18 protein-coding genes and 1 tRNA gene are annotated in these 19607 nt (G+C 69.4%); 16 read left to right on the forward strand and 3 right to left on the reverse strand.

Annotation, left to right across the window (positions count from 1 at the left end):
• Position 1 precedes the first annotated feature (1 nt).
• Entirely contained in the window at positions 2-1339 is a 1338-nt protein-coding gene (locus J2T21_RS06775) for a 3-oxoacyl-ACP reductase (RefSeq protein WP_307579790.1), read from the forward strand.
• Positions 1336-2259: a MaoC family dehydratase gene (locus tag J2T21_RS06780; protein WP_307579792.1), complete on the forward strand. Its 924-nt coding sequence runs from the start codon at positions 1336-1338 to the stop codon at positions 2257-2259. The genes J2T21_RS06775 and J2T21_RS06780 overlap by 4 nt, the downstream gene beginning before the upstream one ends.
• Before the next feature lie 103 nt (positions 2260-2362).
• On the opposite strand, the gene J2T21_RS06785 is transcribed toward J2T21_RS06780, so the two are convergent.
• The gene (locus J2T21_RS06785) at positions 2363-3607 is read right to left on the reverse strand and encodes a glycosyltransferase (protein WP_307579794.1); all 1245 of its coding nucleotides are present in this window, start codon (positions 3605-3607) and stop codon (positions 2363-2365) included.
• Between the two features lie 360 nt (positions 3608-3967).
• Between J2T21_RS06785 and J2T21_RS06790 the strand changes: the two genes are divergently transcribed.
• The 3 genes from J2T21_RS06790 (at position 3968) to J2T21_RS06800 (ending at position 6784) form a co-directional block, all read left to right on the forward strand.
• Positions 3968-4050, forward strand: a tRNA-Leu gene (locus J2T21_RS06790).
• Positions 4051-4211: 161 nt separating this feature from the next.
• A complete protein-coding gene (locus J2T21_RS06795) occupies positions 4212-5537 on the forward strand; it encodes a M20/M25/M40 family metallo-hydrolase (protein WP_307579796.1) in 1326 nt (441 codons plus the stop codon).
• A gap of 92 nt (positions 5538-5629) precedes the next feature.
• Positions 5630-6784, forward strand: coding sequence for an acyl-CoA dehydrogenase family protein (locus J2T21_RS06800; protein WP_307579798.1), 1155 nt, complete (start codon positions 5630-5632; stop codon positions 6782-6784).
• Between the two features lie 423 nt (positions 6785-7207).
• Here the strand turns inward: J2T21_RS06800 and J2T21_RS06805 are convergent, their stop codons facing one another.
• The gene (locus J2T21_RS06805; RefSeq protein ID WP_139194858.1) at positions 7208-7420 is read right to left on the reverse strand and encodes a DUF5703 family protein; all 213 of its coding nucleotides are present in this window, start codon (positions 7418-7420) and stop codon (positions 7208-7210) included.
• 84 nt (positions 7421-7504) lie between these two features.
• Between J2T21_RS06805 and J2T21_RS06810 the strand changes: the two genes are divergently transcribed.
• The 3 genes from J2T21_RS06810 to mshC all read left to right on the forward strand — a co-directional run bounded on the left by J2T21_RS06810 (position 7505) and on the right by mshC (position 10115).
• A complete protein-coding gene (locus tag J2T21_RS06810) occupies positions 7505-7762 on the forward strand; it encodes a hypothetical protein (protein ID WP_307579802.1) in 258 nt (85 codons plus the stop codon).
• A gap of 139 nt (positions 7763-7901) precedes the next feature.
• Complete coding sequence (locus tag J2T21_RS06815) at positions 7902-8726, forward strand: undecaprenyl-diphosphate phosphatase (protein WP_307579804.1); 825 nt, start codon at positions 7902-7904, stop codon at positions 8724-8726.
• Positions 8727-8837: 111 nt separating this feature from the next.
• Positions 8838-10115, forward strand: a complete 1278-nt coding sequence (gene mshC, locus J2T21_RS06820; protein ID WP_307579806.1) for a cysteine--1-D-myo-inosityl 2-amino-2-deoxy-alpha-D-glucopyranoside ligase — start codon at positions 8838-8840, stop codon at positions 10113-10115.
• A gap of 128 nt (positions 10116-10243) precedes the next feature.
• Here the strand turns inward: mshC and J2T21_RS06825 are convergent, their stop codons facing one another.
• Positions 10244-11254 carry a PAC2 family protein gene (locus J2T21_RS06825; protein ID WP_373457899.1) on the reverse strand — a complete coding sequence of 337 codons (1011 nt, stop codon included), beginning with the start codon at positions 11252-11254 and terminating at the stop codon, positions 10244-10246.
• A gap of 61 nt (positions 11255-11315) precedes the next feature.
• Here J2T21_RS06825 and J2T21_RS06830 point away from each other — a divergent pair, with 61 nt between their 5' ends.
• The 8 genes from J2T21_RS06830 (at position 11316) to prcA (ending at position 19600) form a co-directional block, all read left to right on the forward strand.
• A complete protein-coding gene (locus J2T21_RS06830) occupies positions 11316-12035 on the forward strand; it encodes an HAD family hydrolase (RefSeq protein ID WP_307579808.1) in 720 nt (239 codons plus the stop codon).
• The gene (locus J2T21_RS06835; RefSeq protein WP_307579810.1) at positions 12032-13159 is read left to right on the forward strand and encodes a site-2 protease family protein; all 1128 of its coding nucleotides are present in this window, start codon (positions 12032-12034) and stop codon (positions 13157-13159) included. The genes J2T21_RS06830 and J2T21_RS06835 overlap by 4 nt, the downstream gene beginning before the upstream one ends.
• A gap of 71 nt (positions 13160-13230) precedes the next feature.
• The gene (locus J2T21_RS06840) at positions 13231-14319 is read left to right on the forward strand and encodes a tRNA (adenine-N1)-methyltransferase (protein WP_307579812.1); all 1089 of its coding nucleotides are present in this window, start codon (positions 13231-13233) and stop codon (positions 14317-14319) included.
• Positions 14320-14483: 164 nt separating this feature from the next.
• A complete protein-coding gene (arc, locus tag J2T21_RS06845; protein ID WP_307579814.1) occupies positions 14484-16220 on the forward strand; it encodes a proteasome ATPase in 1737 nt (578 codons plus the stop codon).
• A gap of 14 nt (positions 16221-16234) precedes the next feature.
• A complete protein-coding gene (dop, locus tag J2T21_RS06850) occupies positions 16235-17815 on the forward strand; it encodes a depupylase/deamidase Dop (RefSeq protein ID WP_307580065.1) in 1581 nt (526 codons plus the stop codon).
• 106 nt (positions 17816-17921) lie between these two features.
• Entirely contained in the window at positions 17922-18101 is a 180-nt protein-coding gene (locus J2T21_RS06855; protein ID WP_307579816.1) for a ubiquitin-like protein Pup, read from the forward strand.
• On the forward strand, positions 18098-18889 hold the full coding sequence (prcB, locus tag J2T21_RS06860; protein WP_307579818.1) for a proteasome subunit beta: 792 nt from the start codon (positions 18098-18100) through the stop codon (positions 18887-18889). Before J2T21_RS06855 ends, prcB begins: the two co-directional genes overlap by 4 nt.
• On the forward strand, positions 18890-19600 hold the full coding sequence (gene prcA, locus J2T21_RS06865) for a proteasome subunit alpha (protein WP_307579820.1): 711 nt from the start codon (positions 18890-18892) through the stop codon (positions 19598-19600). It abuts the gene before it with no gap.
• Positions 19601-19607: the final 7 nt, after the last annotated feature.

Raw genomic sequence — 19607 nt, forward strand, 5'->3', positions numbered from 1 at the left:
CATGGCGGACAAGTACCTGGAACTCGTGAACTCCGGCTTCACCAAGAAGCTCGCCAAGTCCCTGGGCGCCCCGCGCCCGGCGATCCTGCGCCGCTACGCACCAGGGGCCCCGTTGCTGCCCGGCCCGCTGCTGCTGCTCGGAAACTCCTCCGCCGCCCAGGACCTGGCGGACACGCTGCTGGGCTGGGGCCTGGACGTGCGCCGGCACGCCTCCGGCGAGAGTCGGCTCGGCGGGATCATCCTGCTGCTCGACGAACTGGCGGACCCCGCCGAACTCTCCGAACCCATGCTCGCCGCCGGCGCGGCGCTGCGCCGGCTGGCCCCCGGCGGACGCGTGGTCTGCCTCAGCCGCCCCGCACTGGAAACCGACGCCCCGGCCGTGGCCGCCGTGCGCCAGGGCATCGACGGAACCGTGCGCTCCATGGGCCGGGAAATGCGCGGCGGGGCGACCGCCAACGGCATCGTCCTCGCCGAGGGCATCCCGGCCACCGCACCCTCCGCACTGGCGGCCCTGCACTTCCTGCTCTCCGGGCGCAGCGCCTACGTCGACGGCCAGTTCATCGCCGTTGACTCGGCCGACGGGACGCTGCCGGAGGACTTCGACAGGCCCCTGGCCGGGAAGGTCGCCGTGGTCACCGGTGCGGCCCGCGGCATCGGGGCGGCCATCGCGCAGACGCTGCACCGCGACGGCGCCACCGTGGTGGTGGTCGACGTCCCGGCCGCCGGGGACGCGCTGGCAAGGGTCGCCAACCGGGTCTCCGGCACCGCCCTGCAGCTGGACGTGACCCGCCCCGACGCCGGGGAAAAGATCATCGAGCACGCGGTGTCCCGCCACGGGGCACTGGACATCGTGATCCACAATGCCGGGATCACCCGCGACAAGCTGCTGGCCAACATGGACGCGGCCCGCTGGGACTCGGTCATCGCGGTGAACATCTCCTCGCAGCTGGCCATGAACGAGGCGTTCCTGGCCGCCCAGCTGCCGGGGCTGCGCATCGTGTCGCTGGCCTCGACCTCCGGCATCGCCGGGAACCGCGGGCAGACCAACTACGCGGCCTCCAAGGGCGGGGTCATCGGCATGGTGCGGGCCTCCGCGGCCGCATTCGCCGCAAACGGCGGGGGCATCAACGCCGTGGCTCCCGGGTTCATCGAGACCGACATGACCGCGAAGATCCCGTTGGCGACCCGCGCCGTGGCGCGGATGCTGATGCCCTCGCTGATGCAGGGCGGGCTGCCGCTGGATGTGGCCGAAGCCATTGGATTGCTGGCCTCGGATGCGGCCGCCGGCATCAACGGGCGCACCCTGCGGGTGTGCGGGCAGTCGCTGGTGGGGGCATGAGCGCCCGCGAACGGGTGGTCCTGGATGCCGTGCCCTCGCTGGGCGCGCTCTACGCCAAGGCCGCCGGAAGCCGGCTGCGCGCCCTGCTGCCCGGCGGCAAGGCCGCAGGCGGCACGCTGCCGGAGGTTGAGCACCACCTCGAGGCCCTGGTGGCCGATCCCGCACGGCTGGTCGCCTACCAGCGCCTGATGGGGGACACCGTGCGCGACACCCTGCCCAGCGTCTTTGTGCACGGCATGGTGTTCCCGGTGGCGATGTCGGTGATGGTGCGCGAGGACTTCCCGCTGCCGCTGCTGGGCATGGTGCACCTGGCCAACCAGGTCGACCACCTGCGGCCGATCTCCTCCACGGCGACGCTCTCGGCCACCGCCCGGGCGGCGGACCTGCGCGGGCACCGCGCCGGCACCCAGCTCGATGTTCTCGTCGAGGTCGCCGAAGGCGGCGAACCGGTGTGGCGCGGGGTCTCGACCTACCTGGCCCGCGGGGTCTGGCCCGGCAGCCGGCCCGGCGCCCCCGCCGAGGCCCGGGCGCCCTTCACCATTCCGGGACGCACCGCGTCGTGGAAGCTGGCCGCCGACACCGGGCGCGCCTACGCGGCGGTGCTGGGGGACTACAACCCCATCCACCTCTCGGCGGCTTCGGCCAGGGCACTGGGCATGAAGCGGGCCATTGCCCACGGGATGTACCTGGCCGGACGGGCGCTGGCCGGCAGCACACCCCACGACACGGGCTACAAGTGGGGCATCGAGTTCGCCACCCCGGTGTTCCTGCCCTCCACCGTCGATGTCGCCTTCACGGACCGCGGGGACCACACGGTTTTCAGCGGGTGGGGAGCACGCAGCGGAAAGCCGCATTTCTCCGGATCGATCACCACCATGGCCCAAGCGCCGGGCAGCGGCCGGCAGTCCCGACGGCCATGAACCGTTGGGCCCGGGGTGCCCCGTGAACCAGATGCCGGTTTGCGGGGCACCCCGCGTTTAGCCCGAAGCAACTTCCCTGCGGCGGTCGGTGCCGCCAGGTGCGCTACCCTGCCGGTGAGGTGCCCGGGAGGCCAACCGGGCCGCGGGCCATTGCCCGGCGATACGAACCAAGGGCGGCAGCGGCAGTCTTGTCCCAACCGTGCCCGGCGGCGAATTCGGCGGCCTGGGCACCCAGCCGCCGGCGCAGCGGCACGTCGGCGGCAAGGTTCGCCAGTGCCGCCGCCCAGGCTGATGGTTCGGCGCCATCGACCAGGATTCCGGTGTGGCCGTCCCGCACCGCATGGGGCAGCCCCCCGACGCGGCGGGCCAGCACCGGGGTGCCGCAGGCCTGGGCCTCCAGCGCCACCAGCCCGAAGGACTCGCTGTAGGAGGGAACCGCCACGACGTCGGCGCCGCGGAACGCCTTGGCCAGGTGCTCCGCGGGCATCGGCAGCGAGAACCGCACCAGGTGCTCCACCTGTTGTGCCTCGACCAGTTTCTGCAGGTCCAGTTCCTTGGCCCCGGAGCGCGCCCCGATCACCGAGAGCTTCACATCGAGGTCCGGGCGTTCACGGGCCAGGATCCCCAGTGCCCGCACCAGGATCTGCGGGCCCTTGAGCTTCTGGATGCGCCCGGCAAAGACCACGCGCAGGGAACCCGGCGCGCTCTCGTGCTGCTCGCACACCCCGGGGTGGAAGGTCGACAGGTCCACGCCCGGCTCCACCACGTCAAGGGCCGCGGATTCGGCACCGTAGAGGTGGATGAGCTCCTCGACCTCGGCGGGGGTGTTCGCGGTGAGCCGGTCGGCCTGCAGGCACAGCAGCATCTCCCCGCGGATGCGGTCTGCGGACTCCGCGGTGTGCGCCGAGAGCTTCTTGACCTTGCCCATGGTGTGCATGGTGTGCACCAGCGGCACGCCCCACGCATCCCGCAGCTGCAGCCCGACGATCCCGGAGAGCCAGTAGTGGGAATGGATCGCGTCGTAAGGTCCAAGTCCAAGGCCCGAGGCGTAGCCCTGGATCGCCGATGCGGCTTCCGGAAGGTGCCCGGCCAGCCCCTCCTTGGTCAGTTTCCCCGGCGGGCCGGCCTGCACCTCGTGGCACACCACGCCCGGCGCCATGTCGGTGGCCCTGGTCTCGGTGCCCCGGACGAAGACATCGACCTGCACTCCGAGGTCGGCCAGGGCGAGCGTCAGGTTCCTGATGTACACGTTCATTCCGCCGGCATCCCCGGACCCGGGCTGTTCCAGCGGGGAGGTGTGCAGCGAAATCATCGCGATGCGCCGGGGTGTGTTCGTGGGTTCGGACATCGGTGCTCTGCCGCCTGTAAACGAGAAATGTGCGATCAATGTGGCCACCGTTTCCCCGACGTGCCCGGGAGGTGGCGGCCCAACACCTTCATCCTACGCAACAAGCCCCGCCCCGGATCATGCTCGGCCGCGGGCCCGAAATACCCGATTTCCCCCTCCGGGACATGACCCTGCTCACAAATACCGTTCCCGTCGGGGTGTTTTGCCTCCACGGCACGCAAATCGCCTTGTAAACACGGGGTTTTTGGGGTGGGGGACCGCCGAATTGAAGTGCGCCCCAAACCCGTGCTAGAGTCTTATCTCGCCGCGGACAACGGAAACAAAGTTCTTCACGAACTTCTTCCGGTGCAGCGGCCACCAGCGAGGGTGGCGGAATGGTAGACGCGCTAGCTTGAGGTGCTAGTCCACGTAAGTGGGTGGGGGTTCAAGTCCCCTCCTTCGCACAGGCAAAGCCCCCGATCGGATGAGAATCCGGTCGGGGGTTTTCTCGTTCCCGGCAAGCGCCCCCGCCACGACTCGTGGCGCCTCGCCCTCGCCTGCGTGCGCCGGGCTGGATAGGGTGGGGGAACCAGGTTTCGTCACGAGAAGGCAGAAGGATTCCCCCATGTCAGCTGCGCAGAGCACCCCGGACACCGTTGTCGCCGAGGACGAGGTCGCCGGCATTTGCCAGGCGCTGATCCGGATCGACACCACCAACTACGGCAACAACGAGGGCGCGGGGGAGCGCAAGGCGGCCGAATACGTCGCCGAACTCATCCACGAGGTGGGGCTCGAGGCCACGGTCCTTGAATCGGCCCAGGGCCGCGCCAACGTCGTCACCCGCATCGAGGGCACCGACAAGTCCCTGCCGGCACTGATCGTGCACGGGCACCTCGACGTGGTCCCGGCGTTCAAGGAGGAATGGTCCGTGGACCCGTTCGGGGCCGAGATCAAGGACGGGATGATCTGGGGCCGCGGGGCGGTGGACATGAAGGACATGGACGCGATGATCCTGGCGGTCATGCGCCAGATGCAGCGCACCGGCACCCGCCCGCGCCGCGACCTGGTTTTCGCGTTCTTCGCCGACGAGGAAGCGGGCGGCGACTACGGAGCGCGCTGGATGGTGGAGCACCACCCCGAGCTCTTCGAGGGCGCCACCGAGGCCATCAGCGAGGTCGGCGGCTTCTCCGCAACCATCGACGGCAAGCGCGCCTACCTGCTGCAGACCGCCGAGAAGGGCATCGCCTGGCTCAAGCTCACCGCGAACGGCCGGGCCGGGCACGGCTCGCAGATCAACGAGGCGAATGCGGTGACCCGGCTGGCGGCGGCCATCACCCGCATCGGCGAACACGACTGGCCGATTTCCTACACCGACACCACCCGCGCCTTCCTCGAGGGCGTTTCGGGGATGACCGGCATCGAGTTCACCGAAGACAACCCGCAGGTGCTGCTCAACGAGCTGGGCAACGTGGCACGCTTCGTCGGGGCGACCCTGCAGAACACCGCCAACCCCACGGTGCTCTCCGCCGGGTACAAGCACAACGTGATCCCCGGGTCTGCCGAGGCCCTGCTGGATGTGCGCACGCTGCCCGGGCAGCACGAGGCGGTCATGGAAACGCTGCGCGCCCTGGCCGGGCCGGACGTCGAACTGTCCTCGTTGCACCTGGACCGGGCGCTGGAGGTCCCCTTTGCCGGGGGACTGGTCGATTCCATGGTCGCCGCGCTGAATCGCGAGGACCCGGAGGCCGTCGTGCTGCCCTACATGCTCTCCGGCGGCACGGACAACAAGTCGCTGTCCCGGCTGGGCATCACCGGCTACGGCTTCGCCCCGCTGCGCCTTCCGGCCGAACTGGACTTCACCGGCATGTTCCACGGCGTCGACGAGCGCGTCCCGGTCGACTCGCTGAAGTTCGGCACCCGGGTCCTGCGCGACCTGTTGACCACCTACTGACACCAGCCCCGGCAATGCCCGCCGCGGTCGATGGCCGGCTGCCGCGGGATGATCCACACCCCGACAACAGGAAGCGAAGCGAAACCCACGTGATGACGATTGACCAGGTGCTCGGCACCGACATGCTCGAAGGATTCCGGGCACGTGCCGGAGGCTACGACGAACAGAACACCTTCTGCACGCAGGACTTTGCCGAACTTGCCGATGCCGGGTACCTGCGGGCCATGCTCCCGGAATCCCGGGGAGGCTTCGGCTGGGGCATGGAAACGATGACCGCCGCCCAGCGACTGCTCGGCTCCCACGCCCCGGCCACGGCACTGGCCGTAAACATGCACCACGTCTGGTGCGGGGTGGCAACGCTGCTCGCCGCCCGCGGAGACCACCGGTTGGACATGGTCCTGGACTGGGTGCAGGCGGGGGAGGTCATGGCCTTCGGGGTCTCCGAGGCCGGCAACGACCAGGTCCTCTTCGACTCCGTCACCCGGGCCGTACCGGCGGCCGACGGTTCCTACGCCTTCACCGGCACCAAGATCTTCACCTCGCTGGCCCCGGTGTGGACCCGGCTGGGGGTCTTCGGCAAGGACGAAAGCGGCCAAGAGCCCAAGCTGGTCCACGGTTTCCTGCACCGGGATGCGCCGGGCATCGAGATCCCGCAAAACTGGAACACCCTGGGCATGCGGGCCACCCAGTCGAACTCGACCATCCTCACCGGGGCCCCGGTGGCGGCCGAGCACATCCACAGCACCCTGCCGGTGGGCCCGGTTCCGGACCTGCTGGTCTTCGGCATCTTCGCCTCGTTCCTCTCACTCACCGCCTCGGTCTACGTGGGGCTTGCCGAGCGCGGCATGCAGCTGGCCGCGGCCAACCCGGCACGGCGGAAATCGCTGAAGAACGACGGACGGACCTATGACCAGGATCCGGACATCAGGTGGCAGGTTGCCAACGCCGGGATGGAGATCCTGCGGCTCGATGCGATGCTGCGGATGACGACCCGGGACCTCGACGACCTGGTGGACCACGGGGGATCCTGGTTCCCGCGGCTGGTCACGCTGCGCACCGCCGCCGGGGACGCGGCCCGCTCCTGCATCGACGTCGCCGCCAAGGTCTCCGGCGGCGGGCAGTACTTCCGCGGCTCGGAGCTCGAGCGGCTCTACCGCGACGCGCTGGCCAGCCTCTACCACCCCTCGGATGCCGAATCGGCGCACTCCACGGTGGCGTCCTGGTTGCTGGGGCCGGTCAGGGAATAGGCCGCGAGTGCACCGGACGATCTGAAGCACTGGCAAGGCCCACGCACGGCCGGGGCCACCGGCATCGCCCGCTGCCCTGCCACCTCCTTCAATGCGGCCAACTGCAGCACCGACGCCTACCCAAGGAACCTTTCAATCCTTCATTTCCAGGAGGGATTGGCGGGGCCGGCACCGCTTGACGAGGGCGTGGCGTGGGGATTCCGGAAGAGATTTTCGGTGCCGTTTCGTCGGTCGATCCGTTCGAGGCCGGCGAACGGATCGGCCGGTACATCTCCCTTCAGGTCCGCAACCTCCTGGACGGAAAGCCCGCAGCGGTGTCCAGCGAGCCCGCCTGCCTCGCAAGGTTCTGACCGGCTTGATCCTTTGGCGGGTCGATGCCTGCCCTTCCGCCGCCGTTGATCGTCTGCGGGGTGGCGGCGAAGCTCAGGCGCGGATGTCCAGGGTCGGCTTGACCCTCATGATGCGCCTGCGCATCCAGTACTTCTGCCCGCCGCCCTCGTACAGGCAGGTGCGCACCAGTTCCCATTTGCCGTATTCGGAGTGCTCCCGCACCGCCGCCCGGGCCACCGACCGGTGCTCGCCGGGGCGGGCGGTGATGACCAGGTATTCGAAGCGATGTCCGGGGTCCCCGGGCATCTGGTCGAGGGGGCTTGGTGCCGTGATTTTCTTTTCGATCATGACCCTGTCCATAGTGTGGCTTGTGCATGTAACGTCGAACACATGAGTACAGACCCGCGTGTTGCCCTCAGTGTATTGATCAGCTGCCTCGAAGAACACCTTTCGGCGGTCGCGGCAAAGCGCGGTGCCCAGGACGCCTCGATCAGCGCGGCGTTCCTTGCCGTGGCCGACGCCTACGAGGAGTACGAGGACGCACTTTACGAGTCCTACGAGGAGTTCCTGCCGCTGACCGTGGTGGACGAGGACGACGACAACGACCCCTACGACGAGGACGGGCCGCTTCAGGCCAGCGAGCAATAGGACCTGGAGAAGGCCGGTGCGCGGAACCGGTACCAGGGTGCCGGTGGCGGCCATCGGAGGATGGGACCACGGTATTAACTTCGTCTCACCATGGAGAGGCAACGGGCCTCGGTGCGCCTTGGTGAAGTAGTGTCGGTACGTGAATTGGTTTGAAGCGGCATTCCTGGGGCTGATCCAGGGTCTGACAGAATTTCTCCCCATCTCTTCCAGCGCCCACCTGCGCATCGTCGGAGAGCTATTGCCCGGCGCCTCCGACCCCGGCGCGGCGTTCACCGCGATCACGCAGCTGGGCACCGAAACCGCCGTGCTGGTGTTCTTTTGGAAAGACATCGTGCGGATCATCGGCGCCTGGTTCAACGCGTTGCGCGGCCGGATTCCGCACAGCGACCCGGACGCGAAGATGGGCTGGTTGATCATCGTCGGCTCGATCCCGATCGGGGTGCTGGGCCTGCTCTTCGAAGAGCAGATCGACACGTCCTTCCGCTCCCTGTGGATCGTGGCGACCACCCTGGTGGTCTTTGGCCTGATCCTGGCGGTCGCCGACTACTACGGCAAGCAGGACCGCGAGCTGGTCTCGCTGACCCCCAAGCACGGCATCCTCTTCGGCTTCGCCCAGGCACTGGCCCTGATCCCCGGGGTCTCGCGCTCCGGCGGCACCATCACCGCGGGGCTGTTCATGGGCTACACCCGCGGCGCCGCGGCCCGCTACTCGTTCCTGCTGGCCATCCCCGCGGTCTTCGCCTCCGGGCTGTACAAGCTGGCCAAGTCCCTCGACGAGCCCGGCGTGTACTCGCTGCCGCAGACGGGCCTGGCCACACTGATCGCGTTCATCGTCGGTTTTGTCATTGTCGGCTGGTTCCTGAAGTACGTTTCCTCGCACAGCTACAGCCTCTTTGTCTGGTACCGCGTGGCCCTGGGCCTGGCCCTGTACCTGCTGCTGGGCTTCGGTGTGATCAACGCCTAGCAAACCCGGCCCCGAATCGTGGAATAAGCACGGGGTCCCTTGGACTTGTTCCAAGTAACTGCATTGCGCCCCGGCCTGTTCCGGGGGAAAACCTAAGAGAAAGGACGCCCCGTGCTTGCATGGTCCGCGCCCACCGTCCCGCACGTTCCGGGAAACGCACCGATCCTCCAGGTGCACGACACCGCCAGCCAGCGGCTGGTTGACACGGCCCCCGCCGAGAAGTCCAACGCACCGGCGAGCATGTACGTCTGCGGCATCACCCCCTACGACGCCACCCACATGGGGCACGCCGCCACCTATGTGGCCTTCGACCTGCTGCTGCGCACCTGGCGCGACGCCGGGCGCGACGTGAATTACGTGCAAAACGTCACCGACATCGACGACCCGCTGCTCGAGCGGGCCGCCGCCACCGGCATGGACTGGCAGGTGCTGGCCAAGGAGCAGACCGACCTGTTCCGCGCCGACATGGAGGCCCTGAACGTGATCCCGCCGCGGCACTACATCGGCGCGGTGGAATCCATCACCTGGCTCGTCCCGCTGGTCGAGGAGCTCGTCGCCAAGGACCTGGCCTACCCGGTGCCCGGCGAAAACGGGGAACCGGACGGGGACATCTACTTCGACGCCGCGGCAGCGGCGTCCGACGCCTGGGAACTGGGCACCGTCAGCCGGTACGACCGCGAGACCATGCTCGGGTTCTTCGCCGAACGCGGCGGGGACCCGGCACGTCCGGGCAAGCGCGACGCCCTGGATCCGTTGCTGTGGCGCGTGGCCCGGCCCGGTGAACCGGAATGGGACGGCGGAACCCTGGGCGCCGGGCGCCCGGGCTGGCATATCGAGTGTTCGGTCATTGCCCGCCGCTTCCTGCCCGCCCCCTTCACCGTGCAGGGCGGGGGATCGGACCTGATCTTCCCGCACCACGAGTTCTCCGCCGGGCATGCCGCCGCACTGGACGGCAAGGCGCTGGCGCAGTCCTACGTGCACACCGGCATGGTGGGCCTGGACGGCGAAAAGATGAGCAAGTCCCTGGGCAACCTGGTGTTGGTCTCCAAGCTGCGCGCCGCCGGCGTGGAGCCGGTGGCGATCCGCACCGTGCTGCTGGGCCAGCACTACCGCAGCGACTGGTTCTGGACCGACGAGCTGCTCGCCCAGGCCCAGGACCGCCTGGCCCGCTGGCGCGCCCGCATCGATTCCGCCACCCTGGCCGAGGCCACCGCGGTCGTCACCCGGATCCGCTCGAGGCTGGCCGACGACATCAACGCACCCGCGGCCCTGGCCGTGCTTGACGCCTTCGCCGCACAGGACCCGGCCGAGGACGACGGCCCGAAGGGTGCCGGCGGGCAGCTGCTCACCGATGCGCTCGATGCGCTGCTGGGCCTGAAGCTCTCCTAGCGATCCGTGCCCGCCGCTTCGGCAGCGGGCGCGGAAACCGGAACGCGTCCCGCACCGCCATACCCCTTCCAGGGGCAGTGGCTGCGTGCGGGACGCGTTTTGCGTACCCCGGGGCCTTGCGGGAACAGCTAGTCGGGGGTCCCGGGGGTGTCCGGCGTCTCGGGCGTATCCGGGGACTGCGGGGTCTGTGGCCCCCCGGTGGCCGGGTCGTCCCTGTCGGGCGATTCGTGTTCCCCGTGCGCACCTGCCGCCCCGGGGCGGTGCCGGCGCTTGAGGTAGCGCTCGAACTCCCGGGCAATCGCCTCGCCGGTGGCCTCGGGCAGCTCGGTCTCGTCCTGCGCCTGCTCCAGCTGCTGCACATAGGCCGCCACGTCCGCGTCCCCGGTGGCCAACGCGTTGACCCCGCGCTCCCAGGCCAAGGCGTCCTCGGTCAGCTCGTGCAGGTCCAGCGTCAGCGGCAACAGTTCCTCCACCCGGTGCAACAGCGCCAGCTCCGCCTTCGGCGAGGGCGGCTGCGCCACATAGTGGGGGACCGCGGACCAGATCGAGAGCGTGGGCAGCCCGGCGGCCTCGGAGAACTGGGCCAGCACCCCCAGGATCCCGGTTGGACCCTCGTAGCTCGCCTGCCCGGCGCCCAGGGCCTCGCGCACCTTCGGGTCGTCCGAGGAGATCGAGGCCTGGATCGGGCGGGTGTGCGGCACATCGGCCAGCAACGAGCCCAACGCCACGACCCCCTGCACGTTCTCCTCCTCGGCGCGGGTGAGGACCTCGGTGATGAACGCCTTCCACCGGTAGGTCGGCTCCACCCCGCGCACCAGCAGCAGGTCCACCGGGGATTCGGGCAGCAAGGCACGGTAGATGCGCGTGGTGGGCCACTTGATGACCCGCTTGCCGGCGGCATTGCGGCGCACCTGCGGCCGGGAGAACTGGTAGTCGTAGTAGTCGTCGTCGCCGATGCCCGCGACCTTCACCGCGCCGGTGGCCGACTTGATGGTCTTCAACGCCGAGCTTGCGGCGTCACCGGCATCGTTCCATCCCTCGAAGGCCACCACCATGATCGCCGGGCGCAGCGGCGCGGGCGTCGCGGACGCTGCCACCAGCGAGGAAAGTGTCACTGGTTCATTCATATCTTCGCTCACATCCTCACCCTAGCGCGCGCACCGGTCGCCGGGGCAATGGCGCACACACTAGAATTGGCTCATGCCAACCCAGAATTGCGACCCCCTGCCCAGTGCTGCCCTGAACACCGAGATCCAGGGCGTGTTGTGGGACATGGACGGAACCCTGCTTGACACCGAACCCTATTGGATGGCCGCCGAGGCGGCCCTCGTGGCCGAATTCGGCGGCCGCTGGTCCGAGGACCAGGCCATGGCCCTGGTCGGCAACGCCCTGCCCGACGCCGCGGCCGCGCTGCAGCGCGCCGGGGTCAGGCTCCCGGAGCGCGAGATCATCGACCGGCTCACCGCCGAGGTCCTTGCCGGGGTGCGCCGCCACGTGGACTGGCGTCCCGGCGCCCTGGAACTGCTCGAGGCCCTGCACCGGGCGAACATCCCCTGCGGGCTGGTGACCATGTCCGAGGAGCCGCTCGCGGCCCTGGTGCTTCAACAGCTGCCCCACCCCTACTTCCGCTTCCGCGTCACCGGAGACATGGTCTCCCGCGGCAAGCCGCACCCCGACCCGTACCTGCTGGGCCTGGAGATGCTCGGACGCTGCGTGGCGGATCTCGAGCCCCCGCGGGTCATCGGGCTGGAGGACTCGGCCCCCGGCATCGCCTCGGCCGCGGCCAGCGGCATCACCGCGGTGCTCATCCCGCACATCGCCCCGGTCCCCGACTCCGCGTCCTGGCACCGCGTCGGCTCCCTCGAAGAACTGGATCCGGGGACCCTGGGCACCCTGGTGTCCGCGGGGGCCCGCACATGAGCGAAGCGGCCACCAGGCGCGCGGGGATCCCGCTCGGATCGATCTTCGGGGTCCCGGTCTCCCTGGCCTGGTCCTGGTTCCTCATCACCGGGGTCGTCGTGCTGCTCTTCGGGCCCAACGTCGCAAGCTCCATCCCCGGACTCGGGGCCCTGGCCTACCTGGTGGCCTTCGCCTACGCGGTGCTGCTGGCGGTCTCGGTGCTCATCCACGAACTCGCCCACGCCCTGGTCGCCAAGTCCTTCGGCTGGCCCGGGGCGCGGATCACGCTGAACCTCTGGGGCGGGCACACCCAGTTCTCCTCCTTCGATGCCACCCCCGGCCGCTCTCTGGCCGTGGCGATGGCCGGCCCGGCGGCGAACTTCGTGCTGGCCGGGGTCGGCTACTGGCTGCTGCTCTGGGTGCAGCCGACCGGGGTGCTCTACCTGCTGTGGTTCATCCTGGTCTGGGCGAACCTGCTGGTGGCGATCTTCAACGTGCTGCCGGGGCTTCCGCTCGACGGCGGGCGGCTGGTCGAATCGGCCGTCTGGCGCTACACCGGATCCCAGGACCGCGGCACCATCGCCGCCGGCTGGGCCGGGCGCGTGCTGGTGATCCTGGTCGTCGGGTACTTCGTGATCGGCCCGCTGACCCGCAACCAGCCCCTGGACCTGCAGGTGCTCATCGTCGCGGTCCTGGTCGGCGGCTTCATGTGGGTCGGCGCCTCGCAGGGCATCACCCACGCCAAGCTGCGCCTGCGCCTGCCGCTGGTGAAGGTCCGTGCCCTGATGGAACCGGCCACCGCCATCCGCCAGGACTCCACCCTGGCCCAGGTCGCCGCGCGGCTGGCCAGCCGCGGCGGGCGGGTCATCCTTCTCGACGAGGCCGGCAACCCGGTCGCGGTGATCGACGAGCGGGCCCTGGGCTCCATCGACCCCTCGCTGCTGGCCGGTTCCCCGGCGCTGTCCGCGGCCCGCGCCCTGGGGCCGGGCGCGGTGGTCGATGCCAACGCCGACGGCCGCGCCCTGATCGGCTACCTGGCCACGCTGCAGGGAAGCGAATACGCGGTCATCGACGAAAACCACCGCGTCATCGGGCTGCTCTCCCAGGCCCGCATCGTCGCGGCCATCACCGGCAAGCCGCACTAGCCGCGGCGCCGCCCCGCGGCCGCCACCGATGCACATCCACCCATCCAGAACGTAAGGACATTTCCACCCCCATGAGCGAAAAGCCAGCAACACCCCACGGGGCCGAGAACCGCCGCGGCCCCTTCCGCCCCGGCGACCGGGTCCAGCTCACCGACCAGAAGCGCCGGATCCACACCATCACCCTGACCGCCGGCGGGGAGTTCCACACGCACAAGGGCGTGCTCTTCCACGATCAGCTGATCGGCGCCCCCGAGGGCTCCATCGTGGAGAACACCAACGAGGTCCGCTACCAGGCCCTGCGCCCGCTGCTGAAGGACTTCGTGCTGTCGATGCCGCGCGGCGCCACCGTGGTATACCCCAAGGACGCCGCACAGATCATCCAGATGGGCGACATCTACCCCGGCGCCCGCGTCGTGGAGGCCGGCGTCGGCTCCGGCGCCCTGTCGATGTCGCTGCTGCGCGCCGTGGGGGACGGCGGCTACCTGCACTCCTTCGAACGCCGCGAGGAATTCGCCGAGATCGCCCGCGGCAACGTGGACACCGTCTTCGGCGGCCCGCACCCGGCCTGGCAGATCACCATCGGCGACTTCCAGGAGCAGGTGCTCAAGACCGAGGAGCCCGGCTCCGTGGACCGCGTGGTCCTGGACATGCTCTCCCCGTGGGAGTGCGTCGACGCGGTGTCCACCGTGCTGGCCCCGGGCGGGGTGTGGGTCAACTACGTGGCCACCGTGACCCAGATGTCGCGCACCGTGGAGGCCATCCGCGCCACCGGGCTGTACACCGAGCCCGAATCCTTCGAGACCATGGTCCGCGGCTGGCACGTCGAGGGCCTGGCCGTGCGCCCGGACCACCGCATGGTCGCGCACACCGCCTTCCTGATCACCTGCCGGCGGCTGGCCGACGGCGCCGTGGGCATCCCCGGGGCCAAGCGCGTGAAGGAACACACCTACTCGGCCGAGGACCTGGAAACCTGGACCCGCTCGCAGAACCCGGAGGCCTGGCACCACGAGGCCCTGGGGGAGCGCGGGGTCTCGGACCGCAAGCTGCGCCGCGCCGCCAAGGACGCCAAGTCGATGACCCAGCGCGGTTCGCTGCCCGCCGGCACCGGGCCGGAATCCGCGGCCGACTCCGGGCCGGACACCCGCACCGAGGAAAGCTAGCCCGCGGCGCCCCGTGGCCGCGCACCTTTCCGGGCCCACCTGCCCGCGAAGGTGCGCGGTCACATTTCGTTCATTCCGCCGCGCCCATGCCTAGGATGGAGGCAAGGAAAGGTGCCGGTTCACCCCGGCACCCGCAAACCCTCCGGATCAAGCGAAACAGGTGGATGATGGGCGAAGATACTGATCGCGCACGGCTCGAGGGCCAGGTCACGGCGGCCGAGCGGCAGCTGAACATCGTGCGGGACAAGAACCGCCAACTGGACCGGCAGCTGGCCACGGCCGGGGCCAACAACGCCCGCCTGGTGGCCATGCTCGAGCGCACCCGCGAGGAAATCCTGAACCTGAAGTCCGGGCTCGAAAAGGACGGGGACACCCCCTTCAGTCACGGCACCATCATCGACCTGCATCCCCGCACCCACCCGGTGCCGGGGGTCGCGATCTCCTCGACCGGCGTGCAGTCGGCCGACATCGTCCAGGGCGGGCGCAAGCTGCGCGTGGGCATCTCCCCGCTGCTGGACTTCGCCAAGCTGGCCGTCGGCCAGGAGGTGCTGCTGAACGAATCCCTGGTCATCGTCGCCGGCCTGGGCTACGAGAAGTCCGGGGAACTGGTCACCGTCAAGGAGGTCCTGGAGGACCACCGGGTGGTGGCCATGGGGCGGGCCGACGACCAGCGCGTCATCCGCCTGGCCGCACCGCTCATCAAGGACACCGTGCGCGTGGGGGACGTGCTGACCCTGGACACCCGCACCGGGCTGGGCCTGGAAAAGGTGCACCTGTCCGACATGCAGTCCCTGGTGCTCGAGGAGGTCCCGAACATCTCCTACGCCGACATCGGCGGGCTGTCCGACCAGATCGAGGCGATCCGCGACGCGGTGGAACTGCCGTTCCTGCACCCGGACCTCTACCGCGAGCACGGGCTCACCGCCCCCAAGGGCATCCTGCTCTACGGCCCCCCGGGCTGCGGCAAGACGCTGATCGCCAAGGCCGTCGCGCACTCGCTGTCCGAACGCACCAACGAACGCAACGGCGACACCGGCACCGCCAAGAGCTACTTCCTGAACATCAAGGGCCCCGAGCTGTTGGACAAGTACGTCGGGGAGACCGAGCGCCACATCCGGCTGATCTTCGCCCGCGCCCGGGAGAAGGCCGCCGGCGGCAACCCCGTGGTGGTGTTCTTCGACGAGATGGACTCGCTGTTCCGCACCCGCGGCACCGGGATCTCCTCGGACGTGGAAACCACCATCGTCCCGCAACTGCTGGCCGAGATCGACGGGGTCGAGCGCCTCGACAACGTCATCGTCATCGGCGCCTCCAACCGCGAGGACATGATCGACCCGGCGATCCTGCGCCCGGGCCGGCTGGACGTGAAGATCAAGATCCGCCGCCCCGACGCCCAGGGCGCCGCGGAGATCTTCGCCAAGTACCTCACCGCGGATTTGCCGCTGCACCCGGACGACCTGGCCGAACACGGCAACGATGCCGACGCGACGGTGCGCGCCATGATCCAGGCGACCGTCGATGCGATGTACTCCACCGGCGAACAGAACCAGTTCCTCGAGGTCACCTACGCCAACACCGAGACCGAGATCCTCTACTTCAAGGACTTCTCCTCCGGGGCGGTGATCCGCAACGTCGTGGACCGCGCCAAGAAATCCGCCATCAAGGCGCTGCTCACCGGACAGGAACGCGGGCTGCGCATGGAGCACCTGCTGGCCGCGGTCGTGGAGGAATTCCACGAGCACGAGGACATGCCCAACACCACCAACCCCGACGACTGGGCGCGGATCTCCGGGCGCAAGGGCGAGCGCATCACCTTCATCCGCACCATCGTGGCCGACAAGAACGGGCGCGGCAAGACCCTGCAGGCCCCCGGCGCCGACGAGACCGGGCAGTACCTGTGAGCGTCCACCGGGTCATGGGCCTGGAAACCGAGTATGGGGTGCTGGCCCCCTCGATGCCCGGGGCGAACGCCACGATGCTTTCGGCCCAGGTCATCAACGCCTATGCCGCCACGGTCCGCGAGGCCCGCGGAAAGATCGCCGGAACCCGCTGGGACTACGCGGACGAGTCCCCGCTGAACGACGCGCGCGGCTTCACCCAGCCGCGCGACCAGGCGGACCCCTCCCAGCTCACCGACGTCGAGCCGGAACTCGACGCCGAGCAGGTCGCCCTGGCCGGCGGAGACGTGACCATCGGGGACACCCTCTACGAGGCGGGGCCCTACGACCACGAGGTGCTGATGAACATGGTGCTGGGCAACGGCGCCCGGCTCTACGTGGACCACGCGCACCCGGAGTACTCCTCCCCGGAAACCACCAATCCGTTCGACGCGGTGCTCTGGGACCAGGCCGGGGACCACGTGGCGCTGGCCGCGGTGCGCCGCATCGAGTCGCTGGCCGGGGTGCCGGATGTGCACCTGTACAAGAACAACACCGACAACAAGTCGGTCTCCTACGGGGCGCACGAGAACTACCTGATGCCCCGCTCGGTGCCCTTCGATTCGATCGCCGCCGGGCTGATCCCGTTCTTTGCCACCCGCCAGGTCATCTGCGCCTCCGGGCGGGTGGGCCGCGGCATGCTCGGCTCCTACCCCGGGTTCCAGGTCTCGGCGCGCGCGGACTTCTTCGAGGCGCAGATCGGCCTGGAAACCACCATCCGCCGCCCGATCATCAACACCCGCGACGAGCCGCACGCGCACTGGGAAAAATACCGCCGACTGCACGTGATCATCGGGGACGCGAACCTCGGGCAAATCTCCACGCTGCTGCGCACCGGCACCACGGCCCTGGTGCTTTCGATGATCGAGGCCGGCACCGCCCCGGGGATCGAGCTGCGCGATCCCGTCGCCGCCCTGCAGGCCATCAGCCACGACCCCACACTCACGGCCAAGGTCGAACTGGTTGACGGGCGCATGCTCACCGCGCTTGAGGTCCAGTGGATCTACGCCGAGGCCGCGGCCCGGCACAGCGGTGCCACCGATGCGACCGACGAGGCCACCGTGGAGATCCAGCGGCGCTGGGAGGAAACCCTGCACCAGCTGGAAACCGACGTCTTCTCCGCCTCGTCGACCGTGGACTGGGTGGCCAAGTACAAGCTGATGACCTCTTACGCGCAGCGCCACTGCCTGGACTTCACCGACCCGCGGATCGCGGCGATGGACCTGCAATGGGCGGACATCCGCCCGGAAAAGGGCCTTTACCACCGGCTGGCCGCGCGCGGGCTGATCGAAACCCTGTACTCCCCGGCGCAGATCGCGCACGCGGCGGCCAACCCGCCGGAGGACACCCGCGCGTACTTCCGCGGTCGGGTGCTCAGCCAGTATCCGGAGCACGTCGTGGCGGCCAGCTGGGACTCGGTCTCCTTCACGGTTCCCGGGGGCCGGAAGCTCGAGCGCATCGCGACCCTGGAACCGTTGCGCGGCACCAAGGCCCTGGTCGGGGAGCTGCTGGACCAGGAGTTGTCGATCCGCGAGTTCATTGCCACGCTGCGGAGCTAAAGGCCCTACCCAGTGGCAAGATGTAGGTAACAGCACAACCAAGGGGCCCAGGCCGCGGCGTCGCCGCGACCGGCCCCCGGATCAGAGGGAAGAGAGCGCAACCGCCATGACACAGGAACACCACTCGGCACAACGCCGCGAGGAAACCCAGGCGCACGAGCAGGAAGCCACGGCCGCCGCCGGCCAGGACGCCGGGGTCGATGACCTGCTCGACGAGATCGACGGGGTGCTGGAGCAAAACGCGGAGGAATTCGTGCGCGGCTTCATCCAAAAGGGCGGGCAGTGACCGAACTCGGTCCCGGGCCCTCCTTCCTGGAGCACCTGAACCGGGACCGTCCCGACCTGCTGCCCGGCACCCGCGCCGTGCTGCCGGCGGACGCCGGCGCCCAGGTACCGCACGGAACCACCATCGTCGCGCTGTCCTACGCCGATGGCATCGTGATGGCCGGGGACCGCCGCGCGACCATGGGCAACGTGATCGCCAGCCGCCGCATCGAGAAGGTCTTCGAGACCGACAGCTACTCGGTCATCGGGATCGCCGGCGCGGCGGGCCTGGCCATCGACATCGCCAAGCTCTTCACCGTGGAACTGGAGCACTACGAAAAAATCGAGGGCACCCGCCTGTCCCTGGACGGCAAGGCCAACCGGCTGGCCTCGATGATCCGCTCCAACATGCCCATGGCCCTGCAGGGCATGAGTGTCGTTCCGCTCTTTGCCGGCTTCGACACCTTCTCCGGCACCGGGCGGATCTTCTCCTTCGACATCACCGGCGGGCTCTACGAGGAGGTCGAGCACCATTCGATCGGCTCCGGCTCCCCGTATGCCCGCGGCGCGCTGAAGAAGCTCTGGCAGCCCGGCCTCGGCGCCACCGCCGCGGTGCATGTTGCCGTGGAGGCGCTCTACGACGCCGCCGACGATGACTCGGCCACCGGGGGACCGGACACCGTGCGCGGCCTGTGGCCGGTGGTCTACACCGTGGATGCCACCGGTGCCCACCGCGTCGAGGACGCCATCCTGGCCGACATGGCAGCCGACATCATCGCCACACGCACCGCCAGCGGGAGGGAGTCCTAGATGAGCGCACAATATTACGTATCGCCCGAACAGCTCATGAAGGACCGGGCGGACTTCGCCCGGAAGGGCATCGCCCGCGGACGGGCCGTCATCACGGCCTCCTGCATCGACGGGATCGCGCTGATCGCGGAGAACCCCTCGGGTTCGCTGCACAAGATCGGGGAGATCTACGACCGCATCGCCTTCGCGGCGGTGGGCAAGTACAACGAGTTCGAGTCCCTGCGCCAGGCCGGGGTGCGCTACGCCGACACCCGCGGCTACTCCTATTCCCGCCACGACGTGACCGGCCGCGGCCTGGCCAGCGTCTACGCCCAGTCCCTGGGTGCGGTGTTCACCGCCGAGGCCAAGCCCTTCGAGGTGGAACTGGCGGTCCTTGAACTCGGAGCGACCCCCGCCGACGACACGCTGTTCTCGCTGAACTTCGACGGCTCCATCGCCGAACAGCCCGGGCACATCATCATGGGCGGGGACACCCCCGCGCTACGCGAGGCCTGGAACGCCTACTGGACCGGCAAGGACCTGGCGGCCGCCGGCATCGACGAGGTCATCCGCGCCGCGGCCCTGGTGTTGCCGGGTGTGGGGGAGGACCCCGGGGACGCGCACCTCCTGGAGGTCGCGATGCTCGAACGGACCACCTCCACCGGCTCGCACCGCCATTTCCGCCGCCTCGACACCCCCACCATCGCCCGGATACTGGGAGCAGGGAAGTAGACAGACC

The sequence above is a fragment of the Paeniglutamicibacter psychrophenolicus genome (genome assembly GCF_030812255.1).
GTDB classification, from domain to species: Bacteria; Actinomycetota; Actinomycetes; order Actinomycetales; family Micrococcaceae; genus Paeniglutamicibacter; species Paeniglutamicibacter psychrophenolicus_A.

Coding starts and splice junctions, on each gene's coding strand:
- prcA (WP_307579820.1), top strand. CDS start 18,890: ATGAGCGCACAATATTACGTATCGCCCGAACAGCTCATGAAGGACCGG.
- J2T21_RS06855 (WP_307579816.1), top strand. CDS start 17,922: ATGACACAGGAACACCACTCGGCACAACGCCGCGAGGAAACCCAGGCG.
- J2T21_RS06800 (WP_307579798.1), top strand. CDS start 5,630: ATGACGATTGACCAGGTGCTCGGCACCGACATGCTCGAAGGATTCCGG.
- J2T21_RS06775 (WP_307579790.1), top strand. CDS start 2: ATGGCGGACAAGTACCTGGAACTCGTGAACTCCGGCTTCACCAAGAAG.
- J2T21_RS06840 (WP_307579812.1), top strand. CDS start 13,231: ATGAGCGAAAAGCCAGCAACACCCCACGGGGCCGAGAACCGCCGCGGC.
- J2T21_RS06795 (WP_307579796.1), top strand. CDS start 4,212: ATGTCAGCTGCGCAGAGCACCCCGGACACCGTTGTCGCCGAGGACGAG.
- J2T21_RS06805 (WP_139194858.1), bottom strand. CDS start 7,420: ATGCCCGGGGACCCCGGACATCGCTTCGAATACCTGGTCATCACCGCC.
- J2T21_RS06835 (WP_307579810.1), top strand. CDS start 12,032: ATGAGCGAAGCGGCCACCAGGCGCGCGGGGATCCCGCTCGGATCGATC.
- J2T21_RS06830 (WP_307579808.1), top strand. CDS start 11,316: ATGCCAACCCAGAATTGCGACCCCCTGCCCAGTGCTGCCCTGAACACC.
- J2T21_RS06780 (WP_307579792.1), top strand. CDS start 1,336: ATGAGCGCCCGCGAACGGGTGGTCCTGGATGCCGTGCCCTCGCTGGGC.
- J2T21_RS06785 (WP_307579794.1), bottom strand. CDS start 3,607: ATGTCCGAACCCACGAACACACCCCGGCGCATCGCGATGATTTCGCTG.
- arc (WP_307579814.1), top strand. CDS start 14,484: ATGATGGGCGAAGATACTGATCGCGCACGGCTCGAGGGCCAGGTCACG.
- dop (WP_307580065.1), top strand. CDS start 16,235: ATGGGCCTGGAAACCGAGTATGGGGTGCTGGCCCCCTCGATGCCCGGG.
- J2T21_RS06810 (WP_307579802.1), top strand. CDS start 7,505: ATGAGTACAGACCCGCGTGTTGCCCTCAGTGTATTGATCAGCTGCCTC.